Origin of the sequence: Vibrio sp. TMPB1044 (assembly GCF_030442075.1) — a bacterium.
Taxonomy (GTDB): domain Bacteria; phylum Pseudomonadota; class Gammaproteobacteria; order Enterobacterales; family Vibrionaceae; genus Vibrio; species Vibrio satsumensis.
Genome location: NZ_JAUJED010000025.1, coordinates 75,331 through 99,972, shown reverse-complemented (window position 1 = coordinate 99,972; position 24,642 = coordinate 75,331). Strand labels below are relative to the sequence as shown.

19 protein-coding genes are annotated in these 24,642 nt (G+C 43.5%); 7 read left to right on the top strand and 12 right to left on the bottom strand.

The window, feature by feature from the left end; all coding sequences use genetic code 11:
* Positions 1 to 122: 122 nt before the first annotated feature.
* Both QQ041_RS18520 and QQ041_RS18515 read right to left on the bottom strand, forming a co-directional pair.
* Positions 123 to 2,255 (bottom strand): methyl-accepting chemotaxis protein, encoded by a 2,133-nt coding sequence (locus tag QQ041_RS18520; RefSeq protein ID WP_285954742.1) that lies wholly within the window; start codon positions 2,253 to 2,255, stop codon positions 123 to 125.
* A 400-nt stretch (positions 2,256 to 2,655) separates the two neighbouring features.
* The gene (locus QQ041_RS18515) at positions 2,656 to 4,446 is read right to left on the bottom strand and encodes a sigma-54-dependent Fis family transcriptional regulator (RefSeq protein ID WP_285954741.1); all 1,791 of its coding nucleotides are present in this window, start codon (positions 4,444 to 4,446) and stop codon (positions 2,656 to 2,658) included.
* Positions 4,447 to 4,797: 351 nt separating this feature from the next.
* Between QQ041_RS18515 and QQ041_RS18510 the strand changes: the two genes are divergently transcribed.
* A complete protein-coding gene (locus QQ041_RS18510) occupies positions 4,798 to 6,318 on the top strand; it encodes an aldehyde dehydrogenase family protein (RefSeq protein WP_285954740.1) in 1,521 nt (506 codons plus the stop codon).
* A gap of 132 nt (positions 6,319 to 6,450) precedes the next feature.
* Here the strand turns inward: QQ041_RS18510 and QQ041_RS18505 are convergent, their stop codons facing one another.
* The 5 genes from QQ041_RS18505 to QQ041_RS18485 form a co-directional block, all read right to left on the bottom strand.
* Positions 6,451 to 7,188, bottom strand: coding sequence for an NUDIX domain-containing protein (locus QQ041_RS18505; protein WP_146490303.1), 738 nt, complete (start codon positions 7,186 to 7,188; stop codon positions 6,451 to 6,453).
* 222 nt (positions 7,189 to 7,410) lie between these two features.
* Positions 7,411 to 7,812 (bottom strand): hypothetical protein, encoded by a 402-nt coding sequence (locus QQ041_RS18500; RefSeq protein ID WP_146490304.1) that lies wholly within the window; start codon positions 7,810 to 7,812, stop codon positions 7,411 to 7,413.
* Between the two features lie 186 nt (positions 7,813 to 7,998).
* The gene (locus QQ041_RS18495) at positions 7,999 to 8,331 is read right to left on the bottom strand and encodes a multidrug efflux SMR transporter (protein ID WP_215402852.1); all 333 of its coding nucleotides are present in this window, start codon (positions 8,329 to 8,331) and stop codon (positions 7,999 to 8,001) included.
* Between the two features lie 149 nt (positions 8,332 to 8,480).
* Positions 8,481 to 9,320: an S-formylglutathione hydrolase gene (gene fghA / locus QQ041_RS18490; protein ID WP_102265547.1), complete on the bottom strand. Its 840-nt coding sequence runs from the start codon at positions 9,318 to 9,320 to the stop codon at positions 8,481 to 8,483.
* A gap of 344 nt (positions 9,321 to 9,664) precedes the next feature.
* Positions 9,665 to 10,813, bottom strand: coding sequence for an S-(hydroxymethyl)glutathione dehydrogenase/class III alcohol dehydrogenase (locus QQ041_RS18485; RefSeq protein WP_285954739.1), 1,149 nt, complete (start codon positions 10,811 to 10,813; stop codon positions 9,665 to 9,667).
* Positions 10,814 to 11,181: 368 nt separating this feature from the next.
* Between QQ041_RS18485 and QQ041_RS18480 the strand changes: the two genes are divergently transcribed.
* Positions 11,182 to 11,745: an outer membrane beta-barrel protein gene (locus tag QQ041_RS18480; protein ID WP_285954738.1), complete on the top strand. Its 564-nt coding sequence runs from the start codon at positions 11,182 to 11,184 to the stop codon at positions 11,743 to 11,745.
* 86 nt (positions 11,746 to 11,831) lie between these two features.
* Here the strand turns inward: QQ041_RS18480 and QQ041_RS18475 are convergent, their stop codons facing one another.
* A complete protein-coding gene (locus tag QQ041_RS18475) occupies positions 11,832 to 12,854 on the bottom strand; it encodes a diguanylate cyclase (protein WP_061015592.1) in 1,023 nt (340 codons plus the stop codon).
* Between the two features lie 143 nt (positions 12,855 to 12,997).
* Positions 12,998 to 13,612, bottom strand: a complete 615-nt coding sequence (locus tag QQ041_RS18470; RefSeq protein ID WP_086714397.1) for a hypothetical protein — start codon at positions 13,610 to 13,612, stop codon at positions 12,998 to 13,000.
* 395 nt (positions 13,613 to 14,007) lie between these two features.
* On the opposite strand from QQ041_RS18470, the gene QQ041_RS18465 reads away from it, so the two are divergent.
* The 3 genes from QQ041_RS18465 (at position 14,008) to QQ041_RS18455 (ending at position 16,544) form a co-directional block, all read left to right on the top strand.
* Entirely contained in the window at positions 14,008 to 14,715 is a 708-nt protein-coding gene (locus QQ041_RS18465) for a response regulator transcription factor (RefSeq protein ID WP_285954737.1), read from the top strand.
* The gene (locus QQ041_RS18460; protein ID WP_285954847.1) at positions 14,708 to 16,057 is read left to right on the top strand and encodes an ATP-binding protein; all 1,350 of its coding nucleotides are present in this window, start codon (positions 14,708 to 14,710) and stop codon (positions 16,055 to 16,057) included. The genes QQ041_RS18465 and QQ041_RS18460 overlap by 8 nt, the downstream gene beginning before the upstream one ends.
* A 142-nt stretch (positions 16,058 to 16,199) precedes the next feature.
* Positions 16,200 to 16,544, top strand: a complete 345-nt coding sequence (locus QQ041_RS18455; protein WP_285954736.1) for a multidrug efflux SMR transporter — start codon at positions 16,200 to 16,202, stop codon at positions 16,542 to 16,544.
* Between the two features lie 143 nt (positions 16,545 to 16,687).
* Here QQ041_RS18455 and QQ041_RS18450 read toward each other — a convergent pair whose 3' ends face one another.
* The 3 genes from QQ041_RS18450 to mpaA form a co-directional block, all read right to left on the bottom strand.
* Positions 16,688 to 17,014 (bottom strand): hypothetical protein, encoded by a 327-nt coding sequence (locus QQ041_RS18450; protein WP_285954735.1) that lies wholly within the window; start codon positions 17,012 to 17,014, stop codon positions 16,688 to 16,690.
* Between the two features lie 174 nt (positions 17,015 to 17,188).
* The gene (locus QQ041_RS18445; RefSeq protein ID WP_285954734.1) at positions 17,189 to 20,788 is read right to left on the bottom strand and encodes an Ig-like domain-containing protein; all 3,600 of its coding nucleotides are present in this window, start codon (positions 20,786 to 20,788) and stop codon (positions 17,189 to 17,191) included.
* A gap of 374 nt (positions 20,789 to 21,162) precedes the next feature.
* Positions 21,163 to 21,873 (bottom strand): murein tripeptide amidase MpaA, encoded by a 711-nt coding sequence (gene mpaA, locus QQ041_RS18440; RefSeq protein WP_285954733.1) that lies wholly within the window; start codon positions 21,871 to 21,873, stop codon positions 21,163 to 21,165.
* Between the two features lie 144 nt (positions 21,874 to 22,017).
* On the opposite strand from mpaA, the gene QQ041_RS18435 reads away from it, so the two are divergent.
* A complete protein-coding gene (locus QQ041_RS18435; protein WP_285954732.1) occupies positions 22,018 to 23,643 on the top strand; it encodes an ABC transporter substrate-binding protein in 1,626 nt (541 codons plus the stop codon).
* A 421-nt stretch (positions 23,644 to 24,064) separates the two neighbouring features.
* On the top strand, positions 24,065 to 24,642 hold a 578-nt coding region (locus QQ041_RS18430), incomplete at its 3' end, for an ethylbenzene dehydrogenase-related protein (protein ID WP_285954731.1).

Genomic DNA, 24,642 nt, shown 5'->3' with positions numbered 1-24,642 from the left:
TTTCTAAATGACTTTTGTTTTCTCACTCAGGAGTTGAGCTTTTTACGATGAGATAAGGTGGATAAGAGATAGGCCGAGAACATTGCGTTTCTCGGCCTTGTTTTTATGGAAGAGAGAGCGAATTAAGATAGCTTAAATTTACTCAACTCCCCGTGCAAATCTCCGGCTTTTACTGTCAGCTCATTACTGATTTCTACCGAGGATGTCATGGTGCCCATCACCTCAACGGCAGTGTCATTGATGATCACCACATTACGGTTAATCTCTTCTGATACCGAGCTTTGTTCCTCAGCAGCGGAAGCAATCTGGTTGTTCATGTCGTTGATCACTTCAATGGCTTGGTTAATCTCAGACAGCGCTAAATGGGCGGCTTGAGTTTCGCCTTTGGTATCGTTCGCTTGCTGTTGGCTTTGCTCCATCAACACCACGATAGATTGGGTCTCTTGCTCCAGGCGCGCTAGCATTGAGCGGATCTCTTCGGTCGAACCTTGAGTACGGTTTGCTAGGTTACGTACTTCATCGGCCACCACGGCAAAGCCTCGTCCTGCTTCTCCTGCGCGGGCTGCTTCAATGGCAGCATTCAGTGCAAGCAAGTTAGTTTGTTCTGCAATACCACCAATCTCGCTTAAAATGCCTTGAATAGCAGTGCTCGAATCGACCAAGTTTTGCGTTTGTTGCTGCGCATCATTTACTTGAACCGCTAAGCTATCTACCGCGCTGGCGGCATTGTCCATGCGTGCCATACCATTAAGGCTGTTGCTTTGCACTTGGCTCGCAGCTGCGGCCGCTTGAACGGCTGAACTTGCCACTTCTTGTGCAGTCGCACTCATTTCATTAATGGCTGTTGCAAGTGAGTTCACCTCGTTAACTTGAGAATTCAACTGATCACGAGAAACTTCAGCGCGAGCTTGGCCTTCAGCGGCATTTTTATCTACTTGGTCTGCTGTTACCATAACGGTTAGGAGCATTTCTTGTATGCGAGATAGGAAGGTATTGAACCAATGTGCTAGCTGAGCAGTTTCATCCTTACCTTTCACTTCAATGCGATAAGTTAAGTCACCCTCGCCTTGTGCTGCATCTTTGAAACGTTCCACTAAGTTGTTCAGAACCTTGCCTAAAGAGTTGGCGATAAATGCCATGGAGGCAATGCCTAGAAGAGCTGCGATGATCCCCGCCCACACACCTTTTTCAAGTGCTTTTGAATTCTGCTCATCACTCCACTGGGTGTATTCGTCGACACTTTTTGCAAGGTGACTACTGGGAACCGACACCATGACTACCCACGGTGCGTCGCTAGTCTCGATAGCAGTAATGGCGTACTCATCTCCGCCAAATGTAACCAACCCAGCCCCAGACTGTTTAGCGATAGACTGAACTCGCGACCACTCTTTTTCTAGCTCTGGTGAGACTTTCTTACCAACCATTTTTCCAGCACTGCTGTTGGCCAGTGTAATGCCTTTCCAGGAAGTGATGAGGATCTTGCCTTTGCCATCAAACAGGTCACGCGCAAACAATTCACTCTGGCTTTGAAGCTCGAACAAAGACAAATCAAAGCCAATTGAGCCAATGATTTTCCCGTCTTGTTTGATTGGTTGGCTGATGGTGGTGATGAGCTCTTGCTTACCTCGAACCGGGTAGAAATACGGTTCCATCACAAATGTCTTACCGGTTTGGTAAGGCATTAAGTGCCAGTCGTCTTTTCGCTCCCCGTTGCTGTTTAACTCGGTATTGCTGAAGCTTTCCATCGCGACTGCATCAAAGCTGTTTTGGTCATTGGGAGAGAAGAACGGGGCAAGGTAGCCTTGGCTGTTAAAGCCTAATTCGGTGTTTGAGCTTTCTTGGGAGTTTGAGTTACTTTCGCTGTTCAACGTAGCTTGCTGTGGCCATGTTTTGTTTTCCCAAACCATGTAGCCCGCAAATACAGCTTTGTTTTGTGCTTCCAAGGCGGCAGTAAACTGTTTAACAACAAGGTCTGCGCTTGCGTTGGTTTCTGAACTCAACTCAATGATTGAGCGTGCTTGTTTTAGGTTGGCCAATACAGGGTCAAGCTGGTTAGCGATGTTTAAACCTTGTTGAAGTGCTGTGTTTTGTAAATCCGATGTCGTGGCGTCTGTCAGCTGCGTTTTGACTTTTTTAGTGACTTGCTCATTCACATCGGTAAATGCGTTGGTCGTCATCCCCATTGCGATTAACAGGGTGAAAGCCATTGCCCCGCCTGCACTTACCGCAATTCGTGTACGTATACTGTTAAACATATGATCTCATGCCAAATATTTTAAATTTGCTGAGATTTTAAACAAGATAAATGAATGAAAAATTCAAAATAATGAATACAAAAAGAATAGACAGATTAAATTTATAAACAGGATTGCATTGGGCTTGTATTTATATTTGATGTGTGGGTTATGAAAGATAAATAAATGCTTGCTTAAGGTTAAGTAACCAATTGTATTTATTGATCTTTAAACCTTATTGATAAAGTGGTCTTTTGTTAGGTGAGAACTGTGTTTTTTTCGCTCGTTACTGAATGTGGATTATTCATTATATGACAATGGTCACACTTAATTTTACTCAAAGTCATTCATTCCCCCTATTTATACGAGTGTTTATGTTTGTTTTATCAATTTAGGGCAGCCAAAGCTTGGTTCATTTCCTTCATTGAAGAATCCCCAAACTCTTTAGTTTTCGATAAATAGTATTGCGGCTGATGCCGAGTATTCGAGATGTCTTACTGATATTGCCTTGGTTGGCTTGATACGTTTGCAACAAGGTTTCTTCAACGGTACTTCTTAAGTCAGCATTTGACTTACCTTCGATGATACGAGAAGCAGTAATCTGATGATGACTATCTTGAGCTAAAGAGGTGAGGTGCTGAGCAAGGTGGCTTGGTACATGTTCTAGAGTGACTTGTGGTTCGTCGCTCGCGAGTAGGGCGGCGACCTTAAGTAAATTGTCTAACTCGCGGATATTACCCGGCCAAGAATAGGCGCACAGTAAGCTCATTAAGTGCGGGCAGATTGTCTGTCCATCTTCTGCGTATTTTCGGTGAATATTTTTGATTAAAGCGTGCTTGTCTTGTCGGTATTGCAGGCTTGGTAAGGTGAAGGCCAAGCCATTTAATCTGTAATACAGATCTTGCCTAAATTCTCCTGTCGCAACTAACTGCTCGAGGTTTTTATGTGTGGCAGCGATGATCTGACAATCAACTTGGTAACTCTGGTTTGAACCTACAGGTACTACGGATTTGTCTTGCAGAACATGCAGCAGTCGACACTGAGCCTCCAAAGGCATGTCGGCGATCTCATCTAGAAATAGAATCCCTTTATCTGCTTGGCGGATCTTACCTTGGAAGCCCTTGTGGCTTGCTCCCGTAAAGGCGCCCGGCGCGTAACCGAACAATTCAGATTCGATAAGATCTTTCGGTAGTGCTCCACAATTGACGGCAACTAAGGGTGAGGATTTACGCTGGCTCTGTTTGTGTAAGGCTTTAACAAACTCACCTTTTCCAACGCCAGTTTCACCTAAGATCAGCAAGCTGATCCCTTTATCGATGACCTTATTAGCTTGCTGCCAAGCGTGTTCTATCTGTTGTTCGCCATGGTGCAAATCACACGATGCTGAAATAGAACGTGTGCGTTTGGTTGTCGTGCGTTTGAGGTGCTGTTTTTCAAACACAAATGAGGTGTCTAATGAAGTTCGATTGAAGAGGGTATCAATGCATGCACCAACGATCGAGGTTTGATCCAGCAATTGAGAGGCGACTTGATTATGCGCCACCACCTCACCAGCCTCATTCGCTATTACGATCCCTTGCCAACCACTGTGCAATAACGATTTCTCACACGCGAGATCAATACGAGTCGTGCCTTGTGGGATATGACTCAATAGCTGGTTTTCAACAAGCTGAACCATACTTTGAACGAGTAGCTGCACCGAACTGTCGTGTTGTTGCTGTTCACTGGTGATGTCCAATATGCCAACCATTTGGCCTTGATGATCAAACACAGGGCTTGCTGAACAACTTATAAACCGATGCTGGTGGATGAAGTGCTGTTCGCCAATGATCGATACTGGCTTGGCTTCAACAATCGCGGTGCCAATCGCGTTGGTGCCTTTAAGTTGTTCCTGCCAACACGCCCCTGAGCTGAGTGCAATTGACGTCAGTTTCTCTTTAAACCGCTCCTGTCCCCAACTTGCCAGAATGACGCCCTCAATATCGGTCAAAATCAAACGACTGTCAGTGCGTGCAAACATCTGATTAAACAGAGGTAGCGCATTACGTTCGACGATTTGAATCAAGCTCGATGATTGATGACGTCGCTGTTTAAGAATCGATTGTGGCAGGCGAATGTCTTCGGGAAGTCGTCTCTGTTTAAGACCCGCTTCTGTGCTGCGGTGCCAAGAGGATGAAAGCCAATCTGAGGTGTTTGCTTGTTGAAGGTGCATGACTGTTCCATGTCGTAACAGTGAGGGTGTACCAATTTGGAACAGTTGAACACTGGAGTGCTTTCCATACGTCCGTTCAATGCCAACTCACTTTGGGTTGTAAACGTTTGGTAATCATAGTTTTACAATTTATTAACAACAAGTTTTGAAGTTCTGGCGTGTGATTTGCGTTGTTACTGTTGTGAAGAAAACACGAAGTATCAGTGTTTTAAACAGAAAGTATAAACATGGCGGCTCTTTTTTTGAGTTCTCTTCTCGGGTTCTCTTCTCAAGGGAAGCCGCCATGCTAGCTCGACAACATAAGCTCAATAACGAATGAACAACGACTAAAAATCTAAGAAGGATCTAACTATGATTTACGCACAGCCGGGTAGTGATAACGCAGTGGTGAACTTTAAAGCTCAATACGATAATTTTATCGGTGGTGAGTGGGTGAAGCCTGTCAGCGGCGAGTATTTTGATAACACTTCCCCAGTTAATGGTCAGGTGTATTGCCAAGTCGCGCGTTCAACCGAGGCAGACATTAGCTTGGCACTCGATGCAGCGCATGCAGCTCGTGCGAGTTGGGCAGCAACGAGTGTGACTGAACGCTCGAATATCCTGCTTAAGATTGCCGATCGTATTGAAGCGAACCTAGAAGAAATCGCGGTTGCTGAAACGTGGGAAAACGGCAAACCTGTGCGTGAAACTTTAGCGGCAGATATTCCTTTGGTTGTCGATCACTTCCGCTACTTTGCGGGTTGTATTCGAGCGCAAGAAGGCAGTGCAGCTGAGCTCGATTCAAACACGGCAAGCTACCACTTCCCAGAACCAATTGGTGTGGTAGGTCAGATTATCCCTTGGAACTTCCCGATTTTAATGGCGGCTTGGAAACTGGCACCCGCACTGGCTGCGGGGTGTTGTGTAGTGATGAAGCCAGCCGAGCAAACGCCAACCTCGATTTTGGTGATGATGGAGAAGATCGCTGACCTTCTGCCTGCTGGTGTGGTCAACATCGTCAATGGTTTTGGTAGCGAAGCGGGCCAAGCATTAGCAACCAGCGATCGTTTGGCGAAGCTGGCGTTTACTGGTTCAACAGAGGTCGGCCACCATATCCTGAAATGTGCCGCAGAAAGTTTGATCCCATCAACGGTTGAGCTTGGCGGTAAGTCTCCAAACATCTACTTTCCAGATATCTTTAACCACGAAGACGAATACCTAGATAAGTGTGTCGAAGGTATGTTGCTGGCGTTCTTTAACCAAGGTGAAGTGTGTACCTGTCCTTCTCGTGTGCTCATCCATGAATCGGTATACGACAAGTTCATTGCGAAAGTAGTCGAGCGTGCTCAAACCATCAAACAAGGTAACCCGCTAGATACCGATACTCAGGTTGGCGCACAAGCTTCTAAAGAGCAGTTCGATAAGATTCTGAGCTATCTTGAGATTGGCCGCCAAGAAGGCGCGAAAGTGCTGACAGGTGGTGAAATCGCGCAGCAACCAGATGATTTAGGTAATGGTTACTACATTCAACCAACCATGCTCGAAGGCAACAACAAGATGCGTGTCTTCCAAGAAGAGATCTTCGGCCCTGTTATCGCGGTGACGACCTTTAAAGATGAAGCGGAAGCGTTAGAAATTGCCAATGATACCGAGTATGGCTTGGGTGCAGGGGTATGGACACGTGATGCAAACTTAGCGTATCGAATGGGGCGCAATATCGAAGCGGGTCGTATTTGGGTTAACTGTTACCATGCTTATCCAGCACACGCGGCGTTTGGTGGCTACAAGAAATCAGGCATTGGCCGTGAGACACATAAGATGATGCTCGACCATTACCAAAACACCAAGAACCTGCTGATCAGCTACGATACCAATCCGCTAGGTTTCTTCTAATACAAAAAGTATGAGAATGAATCATGGGTACAAAGAATAACTAACAACGCAGTTGGCTTAATTAAGAAAACAAAAGCTAGAAACCAAAACGCCCAACTCATTTGAGTTGGGCGTTTTTATGTTTGAATTGGTCTAGTTTTGCGAAAAGAAGATCTCTGGCTTGTGGGTTGGGCCTGAATTGCTTTCGAGTTGAGTCAGCTCCAAGCCTTGTTTACCAATCAAAGACGCAACCATTTGACGGTTGAACGGGTAGTTCTCAGCGTTGTTGATGAACTCTTCTACATCTACCCATTTGGCTTCTGCAATTTCATCGGTGTCTTGAATCGCAATCTCTTGATTTTGAGCAATCAGGTGACAAACGAAGTAGAGGTTTGATTTGCCAAATTGATATGGGTGGCGCGTTGCCATGCCAACCACCGATACAAACTCCGCTTTGATACCCGTCTCTTCCAAGGTTTCTCGAACCACAGACTCTTCAATACCCTCGCCAAGTTCAATGTGGCCGCCAGGTAATTTGTAGCCTGTCATGCCATGCTCTTTTATCATCAGCACTTGTTTGTGTTCGTTGGTGATCAATGCACCTGCGCCCAAGGTGTGAGTCGGAATGAAAGGCACAAACTCAACGATTTCGGATTTATGGATCAGCGTGATTTCATCTTCTAGGCAGTTGTGAAACACAAAGCCTAGCTCAGTGGCTACTGGGATAAGATGCGATAGCGAAATAGGCAAACTAATCCAAATAATGCCTTTGTTGTTTTGTTTTGAAAATTCGGTGATTTCATTAAGTTCGGCACAAAATGCATCAGCATCTTGAGGTGCTGTCGCTGGGTCAATGATGATGCCGTTAAATTTGTCGAGCGTAAATTCCACGGGTGGTCCTTTATTATTTTTGATTTATTGGGCGTGAGCATTGGATGAGCTTATCGTATCTAAAGAGCTTATAACACCTTGAGAGCAGGGTAGCAGTGAATCAAAAGTAGGCAATGCAGTTTATGTCGACTGGGTAGGGATAAGTGGAGAGTGTTGTTAGAAACAAAAACAGCGCTTGGAAGCCAAGCGCTGTCTAATCATAGATTCTATTGTGTACCGACTTTAACGAACGTAGTTGGCATTAATACTCACATACCAGTGCTGCAGTTTGCCATCGGCTTTCTTGATCCACAAATCGTTGGTGTAGCTCTCAATCTTGCCGTTAACCGTAAGGTTGAATGTGTTCTCGTCGAATTCGCCAAGCTTCACAAACTGGTCTGTCGTAATTAGAAACGGGTCCATGTCGTCCACGCCAACCACATCGGAAATCACATAGTAGTGATAAGTCAGCGGCTTGCTCGCATCATTCGGATTACTGCGATACGCCACCAGCTTGAACGGTTCTGTTAATGGAACATCGAGTGTTTGTTTGTCCATGGTCGCTGGAATCGGGATAAACAGCCAAGCGGTAAACAGACCACTCAATAAAACCATCAGGAAGAAAAGAGTTTTAATTGCTTTCATAGCAACCTTCAAAATAGGTAATGTTGAAGGCGCTATGGTAACAGGTTTGATTTGCTGATTGTAAGAGTATGAATAAGTGAAGGCATCACCTGTCTGTTAGGAAGTTTGAACGAATTGACTCACTGTTCATAACTTATTGCTTGTAAATCTGAACTGGTGAGCCCCTTACGCTCATTAATTGTTTAATTAATGAGCGTGCCCTTGTGATAGGTTGATCAACATGACGCCTGCGGCAACAAGCCCCATGCCAATCCAAACTTTAGTGTCCAGATGTTGGCTGTAAACGAAGGTAGAAATCAGGCTCACTGTCACGATAGCTAAACCTGCCCATAAAGAGTGCACCACACCAACTGGCATCCCTTTCATGGCTTGGCTCAAAAATAGAAATGCCGCTAAGTGTCCTGAAATAACCAGCAAAGCAGGAACAGGTTTAGACAAACTAAAACCATCGGTTGCCTTAAGTGCAACGTGAGAAAGTGCTTCAGCCATTACGCCCATCATCAAGAAAAACCAGCTCATATTCGTACCTTTATCGTTGTATGGTTTGTGTTGGTATAGCAAGAGTGTTTGAAAGTGGTATTCGATGCTAATCGCGGATTAGCTCATATTGCAGGCACAAAAAAGCCCACACCTCACGCTTTTGCAAGGTGTGGGCTAAATAGATGTGACTATTTGTTTAGGTAAGCAGCGTGGAACTCAATATGCTCATCAATAAAGCTAGAGATAAAGTAGTAGCTGTGGTCGTAACCTGGCTGCATACGTAGCTCTAAATCGGCATTCGTTACCTTAGCGGCTTCAACTAATTGTTCAGGCTTTAGCTGCTCAATTAGGAAGTTATCAGCTTCGCCTTGGTCTACTAACATTGGCAGCTTAGTGCCTTTGGTTTTTAAAAGCTCAGAAGCATCGTACTGTTTCCATTCTTCAATATCTAAGCCTAGATATTGGTTGAATGCTTTCTGTCCCCAAGGGCATTGCATTGGGTTCGTTATCGGGCTGAATGCAGAGATAGAACGGTAGCTATCTTCGTTCTTGATGCCAATCGTTAGTGCACCATGTCCGCCCATGCTGTGACCAGAAATCGATTTTACTGATGTTACAGGGAAGAACGATTCAATCAGCGCTGGGAGCTCTGTTACTACATAATCGTACATGTGGTAATGGCTGTCCCACGGTGCTTGAGTCGCATTCACGTAGAATCCTGCACCTTGGCCTAGATCGTAGCTTTCATTGTCGGCAACGCCTTCGCCACGTGGGCTAGTATCAGGTGCAACAATAGCGATGCCTTGCTCTGCCGCGGCTTTGAAAGCGCCGGCTTTTTGCATGAAGTTTTCATCGGTACAGGTTAAGCCTGATAACCAATACAAAACAGGAACTGGGTTTTCTTTGCTTGCATTTGGTGGCAAGAAAATCGCAAAACGCATGTTGCAGTCAAGCGTTGCTGAAAAGTGGGTGTATTGTTTGTGCCAACCACCAGCAACCTTTGCTTGGCTAATGTTTTCGATTGTCATTTATTGTGCTCCGTTAGGTTGATGGTTTCGGAATTGATGTGTTTGGGTTGTTTAATACTAAAGCCAAAGTTATAGCTAAAGGTTTCACCACCCACCGGGCAGGAGGTGGTGAAGACAGTTTCGCTCTGATGTTTAAGTCAGAACTGTGGTCTCGATACAGAGGTATCGAGACCAAGGGGAGTTATATCAATCACAGTAAGTAGATGGTCATAAATAGCGCAGGAAAAATGCTTGAGAACAAGGCAGAAATTTTCGATAAGTAGTTATTATACAATCAAAATTTCTAACGCCGTTATCGAGTGTTTTAACAAGCTAGAATGACCAGTTATTTACTACGATTGGTATTATTTATCCATGTGTAGAACAGTACGGATAGATTCACCTTTGTGCATTAGGTCGAATGCTTCGTTTACATCTTGCAGACCCATAGTGTGAGTAATGAACTCTTGTAGACCAAACTCACCCGCCATGTAACGGTTTACGATTTCTGGAAGCTCTGAGCGGCCTTTAACACCACCGAAAGCAGATCCACGCCATACACGACCTGTTACTAGTTGGAACGGACGAGTTGAGATCTCTTGACCTGCACCTGCAACACCGATGATTACAGATTCGCCCCAACCTTTGTGGCAGCACTCAAGTGCTTGACGCATAACGTTAACGTTACCGATACACTCGAATGAGTATTCAACGCCACCGTCTGTCATCTCAACGATAACGTCTTGGATTGGTTTGTCGTAGTTCATTGGGTTGATGCAGTCAGTCGCGCCAAGTTGTTTCGCTAGCTCGAATTTGCTTTCGTTGATATCAACACCGATGATGCGGTCAGCACCAGCCATGCGAGCACCAATGATTGCAGATAGACCGATACCGCCTAGGCCGAATACAGCAACGTTGTCGCCTTTTTCAACTTTAGCTGTGTTAAGTACCGCACCCATACCTGTTGTAACGCCACAACCTAGAAGACAAACTTCTTCAAGTGGTGCGTCTTTAGCTACTTTCGCTAGTGAGATTTCAGGAAGTACAGTGTACTCAGAGAAAGTAGAACAACCCATGTAATGGAAAATAGTTTCGCCATTTACAGAGAAGCGGCTAGTGCCGTCTGGCATTAGGCCTTTACCTTGCGTTTCACGAACGGCTTGGCAAAGGTTAGTTTTACCAGACTTACAGAATTTACATTCGCCACACTCAGCTGTGTAAAGTGGGATAACGTGGTCGCCAACTTCAACACTTGTAACGCCTTCGCCGATCATTTCAACGATACCACCACCTTCGTGACCAAGAATTGAAGGGAAGATACCTTCTGGATCGTCACCTGAAAGAGTGAATGCATCAGTGTGACAAACGCCAGTAGCAACGATACGAACTAGAACCTCACCAGCTTTAGGAAGTTGTACATCAACTTCTTCCATTTTTAGCGGTTCACCAGCTGCCCATGCAACCATTGCTTTTGATTTAATATGAGTTTGACCAGGTTTAATTTCGATTGTCATTGGATATTTCCTATATATGTCAGTACAGCGGATAACTGTTCAATTAACGTTAACTCGTTAAGAGTAGTTGAGCTTAATTGTTTCCGCTCTCTCGTTTTGTTGTGGCTAGTATAGGTGTGAGTGCGGGTTTTGATAATCCCCCTAAATGGAAAATGATTATTACACATGTGTAATAGTAGGGTGTTGGGAGAAATGTACAAAGAAGTGCGAATAGGTGGGAGAGCTATTTGTAAATGTCTCCTGTTACGTTCGTTACACGGCCTTACCAATGGCAGTTTAGAAAGTTGATAACCTACTTCAAGTTTCAATGCCCTTTAAATTTTTGTGTGAATAGGGCATTCCAATTGATGTTTTAACTTGAGGTTCATATGAAGAAAACGCTTTTAACTCTAATGCTTGTGTCTGTTTCTAGTTCAACATTTGCGAACGGATTTTATCTTGGTGCAGCTTATTCTCAGCTAGGGCACGGTAAGGTGGCCTATTCAGAAGAAGTAAGCAGTGATGATGGCTTTGCTGTTAGTGCCGGATATGATTTTGAGTTAGGGAGAGTTTTCACTTTGGCGGCTGAAGTCGAGTATAAAGATTTGGGGGGCGTTGTAGAAAGAGAGTACGTTGGTCAGGGGAGCTACGCTCAAGTTGACCTGTCAGCTACTTCCATTGGTATCAATGCTATCCCTAAATTTTACGTTAGCGACAATTTCTATCTTCTTGGTAAGGTTGGTCTGCATAATGTTAGCTATACAGCTAAGATAACGACAAACGTGACTAATCAGTTCAACAGCACAATTGAAGAGTCAGTGGTCGAGCTAGGTTATGGCGGCGGTCTAGGCTACCACTTTGGCCCATTGACGGCTCAAACGACCTATGAAGTTGTGAGCGTTAAGAATTCAGACATTAGCTCAATCAATATCGGTGCAAAATACAACTTCTAGTCTGTGGAGGTTGGACTCAATGATTAGTGAGGTGCGAATGTCAGGCTCGTATCTCACTATGTTCTTACCTGAAAGAGTGCCGCAAGCTAGTTAACGAGACTAGTACGATTCTTAAAAATGCTTGATGAACCATGGCTTCGAGCTAGCACTAGGTTACCCTCAGCTTCATACCATACATGCTCTATCGTATTGAACTTACTGAGCTCTGCGATTCCTGAACTGAGTGTCACTGCAATTTTCTGCTCGTTGACGGCGAAAGGAGTAGCGGAGACCGTTTGTTGAATATCGTTGACCAAACTGAATTCATTCACTGCACTTTCTCTAAATCTATCGCTTTTGATTAGTACAACGAACCGTCCTTCACCCAAGTAATATAAGTAATCCCGATTAATGATGGTATAGGTTCTTTGAACGACTTCTTTAATCAACTTATCCGAATATGCGTAACCAAACTTGCTACTGATCTTTTTTAGGTTGTCGATATCGAACATAATGAATGAATTGTAATCATTGAAATCATTATTGAGTGTTTGCAGTAAAGAGTTACGGCTCAGTGCTCCTGTCAGTAAGTCATGACTGCCAAGGTATCGAGCGTAGAGCTTAGAGCCTTCACGCTCCTTCTCATATTTACGACTCACAGCTGTTATTACCAAGTAAACACACAAAAAATTGACGACTGAGAGTATGTATTCGTGCTTATTGTAGAGGGCTATTTCATGCAACAAGATCGAGAGTTGGATAAACAACAGCCCCATCGAGTATGTGAATGAGTTACGACTTCCTAACAGTAAATAAAAGAGAAGAGGCACACTGCAAGACCAAATGTAGATGCCTTCTTCGATGGGCTTAGCGTATTCGGCGAAACAAATTGCCGCAGCAATGAAGAAGACGTGAAGGTGAGAGTGCAGTGTGACGTTTTGGTTATCTCGAATTTGATAGAGAGTGTATCCACCCAATAAGATATAAAATACTTCTATTATTGATAACGCATAAGATTTGTTAGGAAATACAAAGCTGTTACCAATGGACATGGGAATAGCCATAACCATCAGTGTTATGCATAGAGCACTTAAAACTTGTTTACGCATGGTTTCATTGGAATCAATCATTAGATCTCTCTGGATAAAGGGATAAGATTTTAAATATTCCAATTGTAGCTTAGACAAAATAGTGGATCTTAACCTGTTTTGTAATCGTATGTATGCGATATGGGAGTATTGGCTCTACTCATGCGTCAAATTCTATAGTCGGTTTACATCGTGAATTGAACACCTAAATTAAAGGCTTTCTCGGAGTACCGGCGTTTAGATGTTTCGATGCCGGCTACTAACCCAAAGACGCGTCCAAATTGAAACACGTTATTCATTTTGAACGTGTCTTTATCTACGTCTAAAAAATCGTGTTGATAGGAGAGATCGATCAGCCAATGTTTTGCTGCTTGAACGCGAGCTCCGGTTTTACAGTAGGCAGCTTGTTCGCTGTATGAATTACTGTAGTCACTGTCTGCTCGATAGTTGACTGCACCACATGAAGTAGGTATCGAAAAATGGTCGTTGATCGATGCATTAAACCCCGCCCCAAGTTTCCAAGTATCAATTTCTGAGCTTACGCGAGTAACAAAGTCAGCATCGCCTTCAATAAATAGTGACTCGGTAATATTTACACCAAGGTTAAGGTATAACCCACCGAGTGCTTTGTCTTCATTATTGGAGTATTGGTTATCCAAATAATCTGCAAATGCCCCTTTCTCAAGAGTTGCATGTTTATATCCAAAGCCTATGTAAGTGAGTTCGTGAACGATGTTACTGCTAGCTAAGACAGGAGATACCGTCAATAAGGTGGCTAGCGCAGTGAGCATTACTTTCATACATTAAATCCAAAAATGAGACAGTAACGGTATATTAAATCTGTTTTATAGCTCGGTCGAATAAAGAGATGTAAGTTTTGTAAGGGGCGTGAGTGTTATGAAAGGAGTGAAATTTTGGTGATTATATTTGGGCTTTTATACAGTGAAATTCCATGGTTACTTATTAGGCTATTAAACAGCAATTTTCCGAATTGAATTACTTTAGAGTGATACAGCTGAAAATAATAGAAAATAAGTCAAATTATTACAGGATATGGCATCAACTATTGGGATGATGAGATCTTGAGGTATGAGTTTTGTAAGTTATGTATCCATTTTACTTTTTTATTGAAGCTTTAATTTACAATCACTGGGTATATATTTAGTAAGTAATCTTGATTTATTTAGGTGAGATTTTGAGTAAAGGTAAAATTCTAATCGTTGAAGATGACTTAGAGATTCGTCGTCTTGTACAGATGTATCTAGAGGCCGATGATTATGAGGTCCATGCGATTGATGATGGTGCTGATGCAATACAAATGATTCAAGATGTACACCCCGATTTGGTTTTACTGGACTTGATGCTTCCTGGGATGAACGGAGCCGATATTTGCGTGAAGGCAAAGCAATTTTATCAAGGGATGATATTAGTTCTCACTGCATCTGAAGAGGAAATGAGCGAAGTCAGTTTACTCCGGTTTGGCGCTGATGATTACATGACGAAACCGGTTCGTGGGCATGTTCTTTTAGCCCGGATAGAAGCACTGCTAAGGCGTAAGGAAGGAAGGTTATTGAGAAGTGGTAAACCTGAATTTTCGTTGCCGAATAAGTTCCCTTATGCTTTTCAAATCGATGAAATTAAAAAAATAGTGGCTTGCCAAGGTCAAGACCTTCAATTAACAGCGGCACAATTCGAGATTTTACAAATATTAATAGATAACAAGGGGAACATTGTAAGCAGGGAGCAATGTTGCCAGTTGTTGCGAGGTATGGAACATGGCTTTAATGACCGTTCAGTCGATATGAGAATATCAGGCTTGAGGAAAAAATTAGCGAGTGCTAAGTGTTCTGGAACCATGATTCGAACTATTCGAAATAAAGGGTATATGCTTGTCGATGATTAACAAATGTTCGAGTATGTTTTGTCGGCTCTATATCGGAATTGTCGTTTCGATTGTATTGATTATTACCTTTACTTTTGGGGTAGGAGAAAGCTACTTATATAAGAGTAACGTAGAGTCATTTCTCAGAGACAGCCATCTATTTTTAGAGAAATATATAGCGAGTGAACAGAAAAGTGTTGGGTTGTATGCCGATTTACAACTACAGGATAAAATTCATTCCTATACAATGGAACTCGAGCTTATTAGACAATGGGACGGTTCTCCACCTTGTCCTTCGTGTCAGGAACTAACTCAAATCGATAGTTCTGTTATTTACGATCGTGAACAGTACTATACGGCGGTAATGGCGATCCCAAACAGCTCTGATTACCTCGTTTTTTCCAAAGATAAAGATTACTTCACCTATACAACCCCTTGGTTTAAAACCACGTCTATTCTGTTTTTGTTTTCTTTGATATGCGGTGTTATTCCGATTTTTATTTTTGCCATTTACCTTCCTACAAGACAATTACAATATCAGGCGCAGGAATTTCAGAGCACTCAAGCTCAATTTGGTGATGGAAATTTTTCGAAGAGAGCCGATCCTAGTGTGCCTGACCCTGTTGGTAATGTGGCTAAAAACTTTAACCGCATGGCTGATGAAATTGAGAGCCGCCTTGTTCAAAGTCAGGTGTTTGCTCAGGCTATTCCTCATGAAGTTCGTACTCCTTTGAGTAGGATTCAATTGGTCAGTGATCTTATTCGTATAAAAAATCCCTCTATCGATCCTAAGTTACTTGATGATATTGACCTATATATCGAGGATATTAATACCTTGACCGAAGATATTATTAAGCTGTCTCGGTTAACTTCTAAAGAGTCGTCATTCTACGAAGCTCGTAAAATGGAACTCGAGTTCGTGGGGTTTGTTCGATCTCGTGTCGAGGCATTACCTCATGGTGAGGTGAGTGTAGAGTGCAACTTTGTCGATGAAGCGATGATTTTGTGTGACCACACTATGGCTCGTTTAGTTGTCGACAATTTGATAAAGAATGCCATTAAGTACGCGAGTCAAAGAGTTTTACTGACTATAGAGGTTAAACCCAATGAAGTTTGCATGGCTGTTGAGGATGATGGGGAAGGCATTCCCAAAGACAAACGAGAAGAAGTTTTTGTCCCATTCTCGAGATTAGATAAGAGTCGAACTTCAAAGACGGGAGGTTTCGGATTGGGTCTTGCAATTACTCACGCGGCAGTGAAACGTTCAGGTTGGTGTATAGAAGTAGAAGAGAGTCGTTTTTCCGGTGCGAAGTTTAATTTTTATATTCCATATCAAGGACACTCAGAGTTGCCTGAATCATAACACACAGATTTTTGCCGTGAGTGATTCGGCTAAGTCACTATTAAAGCTAAAGAGAGCTGCAACATTGACTGATGACTGGTTACATTAAGCCGACACAAACAGGGCGTAAACTGCCGTTCAGTTTATCTTAGTGGACTCAAACATGCTTTTATTTTTCCCTTCACCGGTGATGCTCTCACTTGCCATCGTGCTTGAAGTGGTCGCAAATTCTCTATTACCAAAAATGCAGCAATTTACTTCCCTTCTTGCTACCGCCGCTGTTCTAGTCGGCTACGGCTGTGTCTTTTATCTGTTGTCTCTCACCGTGCAAACCATGTCTTTAGGTGTGGCGTATGCGATTTGGTGTGCGGCAGGGATCGTGTTAGTCGCAGCTTTGTCTTGGCTGGTCTACGGGCAAAAACTCGATATCTTCGCGATCATCGGCATTACTTTGATTCTGTCGGGTGTGGTGATCATCAACCTGTTTTCAACGTCGGTGAGTCACTAATTTTTCCTATTTTAGGGAGGGTTGAATACTTAGGTGGTTTAGCTCGCTAAGGTGCCATTCGATTTAAAGTCGTAAGAAGCCGTTAATAAACCAGACATAAACTTTATTTAAATATACCAAAATATCTGTTTGACTGGTTCGCACTATGTCAGTTTTACAAACACTTGGTTTATAAGAGCTGTGTAACGTAAAAAGGGGCAGCAAGTTAAACGTTTAGTCGCGGCCAGTTTTTCTCTCCATTTATTTTGAAATATACCAGCTTGAGCTTTATAGCACTTAGGGCAGCTGTGGTGCTTTGCTGCAAAATGCGCTTTTGGTGTTTGTTCAAAATCTAAACGGTGTTTCTTGCAATGAATGATGACGCTGGTGCGACTGTTCACATAGTCCACTTTGCTGTAATCGTATTTGTGTTCCCAGCGTTGTTGCGCTTTCTCAACAAATGCTTTCTTTGTGTTTTTGGGTATAGCCATAATCCGCAATCGTGTTTATTAAATAACCTCTGCACCGTTGCACATCTGTTTATCTTTGTGCTGCTTCAGGTGGGTTTGAAAGGTTATTAATCAGTTATCTTTATCTATTCAAAGTCGAAAAAGAAGGCTAGCCGGAGTGCACTGGCTAGCCTTTATCAATTAGGCTTGTATCTCTTATTGTGGATTAAGACCTAGTTTTTCTAGCACTAACTTAAAGTTAGTACGACGTTCTTCTACATTGTGGACAGGGCCTGTATCACACGTCAGATCAGGACAGCCACGGTTAACGATACCCGAAACGTCATCAATAAACTGATTGCCTTTCATACCGCCATCAACGTAGTTTTTAAGTTCATCGTAGTAGTTCCAACTAGGGTACTGACCGTTTTCATCAGGGTATGCCTGTACAGAGGTTACCCAGTAAAACAGACCTGCAATCCATTTGATTTCTCGGTTTTCTTCAGAGCTACAAATTAACCCTGGGTTTGAACAGAAATCTAAGCCAGAGTACAGTGGGTTCTCTGGTGGCGCTTCCACAACCACACCATCGACTGTTTTACCAATAGTATCTGGGTCTACATGTGAACGACCCATGTAATGGTTGAGCGTACCGAAGTTTTGGCGACCTGTGGTTTGAATTACACCACGACCCCACCAACCACAGCCTTGAACACTTTCTTGGCTGCTGCCGTCCCAAATAAACTTACCTGCCTTTTGGCCTTCGTAAACTTTACACTCGTCACGCTCCCAAACTTGCTTAGAGCCGTCTACTGTTTCTGGTACATCGTTACAGTGACCGTTAATCGACCAGCGACCAACATGACCGTTAACAAGCAGGCCTCGTTCTTCAAGCACAGAATCTGGAGCAGCAAATACTGGAGCTGGAGCGCCATACCATTGAGCGTGAGTTAAAGCGCTCACTTCCATTCTGTCGTCACGAGGGCAAGAATATGCGTGATCCAAGCCTGAGATTGGGTTTACACCATAATCAGCGTATTTTTGGTCTAGCTGACCACAACTCGCTCCCATAGGGTAATCTGTTGGAGCTCCCCATCTTGTTTCTGACCAGTTGTTTTCATCACAAGCGTTGTAGCGAATCGTCTCTTGCATGCTTTGTGCTAAGAATGCGGCAATAGCCACTTTCGCATACTTGCTGTTGGTCGCATCATCCTCATTTTCATCGAGTAACCAGAACTTATTCCCGGCAACACCAATGTTATGCATCGCGTTCAAGCCATCTAAGAAGTCGGCCCATTTGTAGACGGTTGATGGAATCCATTGTGACTGAGGCGTTTCAAATAAGAATGCCTCGTTGTCCATCACATATTCTGCGTCAGCCAGTTCGCGGTTTAGGCTATCAATAATCGTTAGCGGACCTTCATGTACATCTTCACCGTCATAGTAAAGAGGTACTTTTGCACTCTCATAACGTTGAATCTTAGTGTTTAGGTCTGCTGAATCGCTGTCAAATAAGATAGCGAAGACGTTGCTAAACGAAGCTTTTCGGATATTACTTTCACCTATGGTGTTACCCATGAAGTAAGTCGATGCTTGATCAGTTGGCATTGGAGCGAGTAAAGCAGGAGCTTGAACGTAATCAGTAACCTGTTTTACATATTCCAAAGCGTTATGCCATTGGTCACTTGATAGAGCTTCTGTTGAATCAGACTTAGTGAATACAACAAAATCTGCCTTTGTTGATGCTTCTACTTGGTACAGTTCAAGCTTATCAAGCAGGTCAGCGGTTTTATTGGATGCAGCGTCCCATACTGACTGACGGCCTGAATGTGTATCGTAAGCAAAATCACCAACCTCTAAAGACCACCCGAAAGTTGCCTTGGGAGCCAACGTAGACAGAACCAAGTTTTGAGCTTGAGCCCAGCCTTTAACATCGTTGCTAAGCGCGTTGATTTCTTGGATATCAATAGTATTACCCGTGCTATCAAGTGCTTGAGTTAGGGCTTCTCTTACTTCGATAGTCTCTAAAGATGCACCTTGGTCTGCTTCAATACTGCTCAGCACATTGCTACTGATGATGATCGAAGAAGTATTAGCCTGTTCTGCTGCAACGATCATCGATATGAAGGCATCGGTAAGTTTTGCGTAATCAGAAAGCTCTTCAATATCGATAGTATCGACAATAGATGTTGCTGGAGCTTCGGTCGACGGGCTCGCGACAACAAATTTGTTCGGCCAACCATCAACTTCTAGTCGTAATGGATCCAGAGGGTTTGGTAGTGAAAGTAGTGGTGCTGTACCTGGAGGAGTACCATCACAGTTTAGGTGGTGGGCCCAAGAATCATCACTGCCTGGTGTTGTTTGCGTCCAATATTTTGCTGAGTAAGCAATATTATTGTTCACCATGATGTCGCCGTTGGTTGCATGATCGCCACGCGTCCAGTCTGGGTATACATTGAAGTCTTTACATAACTCGCCAGGTGGTGGTACGGGTGGTTGATCAATGTCGGTCACTGTGATTTGAATCATTGCTTTTGATGATAGGTTTTGAGCATCTGTTGCGATTGATTCAAGTTTCACATTGCCTGTTTGGGACGCCTCCCAGTTACATAAGAATTGATCTTCTACTGTTGCGTCAAAAGAACAAATTTCTTGGTTGTTCGCGTTAATCACAACTTTAGTCAAGTCGTCATCAGCATCCGTTGCGCTAACCGATATCGCAACGATATCTTCTTTCTTAAATGTTGAACCTGTTTTAGGAGTGATGAATTTCACTTCAGGTGCAACATAGTCCTCTTCTGAATCAACGAGGACAATGATAGATTGATCTAATAAACGGTTATTCTGTTCGTCCAATAGGTAAACATTGATAGCTGTATCGCCATCTACCATTGGTGTCCAAGCTTGAGAGTATGTCGCTTCTTCACTAAGAGGTTGTGTACCAATCTTTTCGCTGTTGACCCAAAATTCGATCTTAGAATTTGGTTCGCCTTGAGCTTGAACAGTAATTAATGTTGTTTCATTTGTTTTTACTGTTTGGCCGTTCGTCGGTGAAGTAATAGAAAGTTCTGGCTCTATAGGGTCGACACCTTCGTCTCCCTCTACTTTGACGGTGACAGATTGTTCTAACAACGGATTGTTATCTTCGTCAAAGAGAAAAACGTTAATTTTCGCATCACCTTCTACGCTCGGTGTCCAAGCGTGAGAGTAATTTGACTGTTCACCAATCGGTTGAGTGGCAAGCTTGTTATCGTTAACCCAAAATTCGATCTTAGAATTGGCTTCGCCTTGAGCTTGAACGGTAATGAGCGTTGCTTCTCCTGTCTTTACTGTTTGGCCATTAGACGGAGCTGTAATTGAAAGTTCCGGATCGATAGGATCTACTGGTGGAGGATCAACCCCTTCATCAGGACATTCAGTCATATCCCAAAACCATGAGGTTGGGTTTGGCGTTTCCCATACTCCGGGGTTATTTTTCGCAACATAGCACTCTCCTTCATAAGAGACCATATCACCATTGTTTACACTTGTTTCTCCAGGAACAAACGGAATAACATCCCCTGGGCCTGGGCCTGGGTCGGGATCCGGATCAGTATCGCCTAGTAATTTCCATGGTGAATCCCATACGTTTGCATACTCATCGGTTGGACTCTGCCCTGAGTTTGCCCACCACTTTGCTTCATAAAGCTTGCCATCCGCAGAGACTTGCTCGCCCTTTGAATATGACTTTGAACTGTCATAGGGTTCAGTAGCGTATAGATATCCACTAAAGATCACCGTAGCTATTGCCGCTGCTATTTTGTTCATTTTACGCATGTAAATATTTCCCACTGAGGACACGCTCTTTTGTAATTCTATTGAGCATGCGTTGTTTAAGACCTGTCTTACTCATAAGCAGACAATCGTTACTTTTCATGGACCGATTATCTAATCAAATGCCACAGAGTTAATGTCAGAAAATTCCGACAAAGCTTTTAAAATCGAACTATTTATTTGTCTAGACTTTCAGTGGGGGTCGATTCATTTATGGAACAGTTGATTGATTTCGTGAAGAAAGTTTCGTTTATTGGGGAGTGGGAAATGAAATTTAGTGCGCGATGTGTGGATCCTCATTTTAAGTCGTTGTGTGGCGTAATCATCATTAACCCTCAGCCCTCAGCCCTCAGCCCTCAGCCCTCAGCCCTCAGCCCTCAGCCCTCAGCCCTCAACCCCAACACAGCCACAAACGCCTCCAAATATTGTTCGATAGTTAAATCTGCGGAAACGGGTGGTAGTTCTACGGTAATACACGGTAGGTTTCTTTCTTGGCACCATGTGCCGAATGAGCCTGGGGTTTCGTAGTCTACGTCTTCAACGAGCGGTAGATTGAACTGCTTGCCTAGCCAAGTGGCGAGTTCGGACTTAGCTGGGTCATCGACCATGGCGAGTGGTTCGTGGAAAGAGATGACGAACTTGGGTTTGCGCTGTTCGATGAGGTTGATGAGCGATTCCACTTCTGGTTCCAGCTTATCGGCTTGCCCTGTTTTTACTTTTACATCTCTGACTGGGGTGTGAGAACTCCAGCGATAGACGGTGCCGTTTTCTGTCCAGTTTTGCGTCGGGAATGCGCGGTTCAGATCGACTTGATTGGCGTTGGCGCGAGTGCCTAGCTGGTTACCGTCTGGGTTCATCGACAAGATCACATCATGTCGCAAGTTGGCGGCAGGTAGGCTTCTTAGTGCGCAAGACAAACCCGCGATAGAAGCGGTTTCATCGCCGTGTGTGCCCGCTAAAATCAGCCCACGAGACTCGCTTTCTACTTGCGCGGGGAAATAGAGCAAGGGTGCGCCCAATACCGACTTTCCATATGGCAGCGGCTTTATTGAAAATGCAGCTCTTTCCGTTCTTGGAATTAAACTCACCTTTATCTCCTGATTGATCAAGTACTATCAAGTATTAACGATTACACAAACTTACTTAAATAAACTAAAGCGTTAAAACTCGTCAACAGTCGCATTGTTAATTTTATTACTTGCTTCAAAGATAGGCTAGGAGAGCAAAAACATATGGATTTTAAGAAACATTCAACGGCTTTACTCATTTCATCTCTATTGACCCCTTTTATATCAGTAACTGCCGTTGCTGACACATTGCCTGCGGGAACTTCTCTGGCGAAAGAACAACACTTAGTGCGCGCGAATGATGCAGAAGCGGCGACACTAGACCCTGCAAAGGCTGAAGGCCTTCCTGAAATGCACATTCTACGTGACCTCTTTGAAGGCTTAGTGATTCAAGATCGCAATGGCAACATTACTCCCGGTGTGGCGGAATCTTGGGAAACCGAAGACAACCAGACGTTTGTATTCCACCTGCGTAAAGATGCTAAATGGTCGAATGGCGATCCGGTGACGGCTGATGATTTCGTGTATGCGATAAGACGTGCAGTCGCCCCGAAACTTGCTTCGCCAAATGTGTGGTATCTCAAGCTTACTCAAATCAACAACATTGCTGACGTGGCTGAAGGTAAGAAGCCCGTTGAAGAGTTAGGCATTTCCGCCGTCGACAAGCACACCGTGAAGTTCGAACTCGATAGCCAAGTACCTTACTTTGTGGCGATGACGGGCCACACATCCATGATGCCAGTACACAAAGCAACCTTAGAAAGCAGCGATAAGCCGTGGAGCGATCCTAAGCAATTTGTCGGTAATGGCGCGTTTGTGTTAGATGAATGGGTGGTGAACGAGCGCATTGAACTGAAGAAGAATCCGAAATACTGGGACAGCTCCGACACGCACTTAACCGAAGTGACTTACATTCCGTTTGAGAATCAGAATGCGTCGATTAACCGTTATGCAGTGGGCGAGGTCGATATCACATCTGATGTGCCAACTCACATGGCGCAGCAACTTAAAACTAAATACCAAGATGCGTTTACCACCGTGCCTTTACTGTGTACTTACTACTATGCGTTCAATACTACTCGACCACCATTTGATGACGCGCGAGTGCGAAAAGCTGTGTCTTATTCAATGATGCGTGATGTGATTATCAATGGTGTTACTCAGGTGGGTAACCTACCTGCTTATACCTTTGCTCATGAATACACGGCAGGTTTTGATGCGACTCAGCCTGAATACAGTGAATGGACTCAAAAGGAACGCGATCAAAAGGCGAAAGAGCTGTTGAAAGAAGCGGGCTACGATTCGGCTAATCCATTGGATTTCAAATTGCTCTACAACACCAGTGAGTCGAACAAGTCGATTGCAGTGGCTATTGCGTCGATGCTGAAAAGCAATTTAGGCGCGCAAGTTGAGTTAGAAAACCAAGAGTGGAAATCTTACCTAGTATCACGTCGCCAAGGTGATTTTGATGTGATGCGAGCGTCTTGGTGTGGTGACTACAATGAAGCATCGACTTTCTTGAGCCTGCTACGCTCTGAGTCTTCGGGTAACTTTGCGCGTTACAACAATGACAAGTACGACGCAGCAATGGACAGCGCATTAGCCGCAACCAGTGAACAAGATCGCCAAGGTTTCTATGACCAAGCAGAACAGTTATTGGCTGAAGATATGCCTATCGCACCAATCTACTATTATATGCAGGCTCGTCTAGTACGACCAAGTGTGGGTGGCTTTGCTAAGAACAACGTAGAAGGGAGAATCTATTCAAAGGATCTTTACATCAAAGAATAGATAGCCAAATGCGAGTTCAGATATAGCAGGTCCAAAATATGATAGAGCTAGTAAATAGCGCATAAAGGTTAAAAATAGAAGAAAAGGGACGTTGAACATAAATATATGATTAACGTCCCTTTATTATTGCCATATTTGTAATGAATCTAATTATGGGCGATTTAAATTTTCGATAAATGAACAATTGAGCTTGAAGTTGGTACTAATCCCTATTATTTGTAATTTTATCATTGATACCTGAGATAAGGTTATTGATATTTATGATGTTTGTTTTTCTTGATAATAAATAAATCCCTATTTATCGAGCTCTATATGCCTATTTTTCTATTTGTGTTTAAGTTGATATCGATCAATTGAAATAAACTCATTCATTCCTACGCTTAATTGTATAAACAGATCAATGGAAGTTAGGAGAGTAACAATGAAGTACTCAATAATTACACTATCAACCGTGGCTGTACTTACGATCATTCCAGTCAGTGCTGTTCACGCAAAAGATAAGATACTAGAGAGCAGTAAGCTTACCTCAAATATAGTTATCGATGGCAATGTTGATGCCGTTTGGGAGCAAGCTAAACCACTGACACAGAAGGTGAACAAATTACCGTATAAACCAAATAATGGCTATGAAGGCATTAAAAAAACCAGTGTGGAAATGAAGTCGATGTATGACAGTGAATACATTTACTTCTTGTTTACTTATGCCGACCCGACCAAAAGTATTGACCGCTTTCCTTGGGTTAAACAAGAGGATGGGTCATGGAAGCAGTTGAAAAATAAAGATGATACTGGGCACGACAATACTTACTACGAAGATAAATTTGCGGTCTATTGGGACATCAATGCTGAAGGCTTTTCTGAGAAAGGGTGTAATGCTGCATGTCACAGAGCTAAAAAGGGTAAAAACGCAGGGCGTGATGATAAGAACCCAGCACGTAAATACACCAAGCAGGAAGGCGAGTTTATTGATATGTGGCACTGGAAAGGTGTGAGAACTGC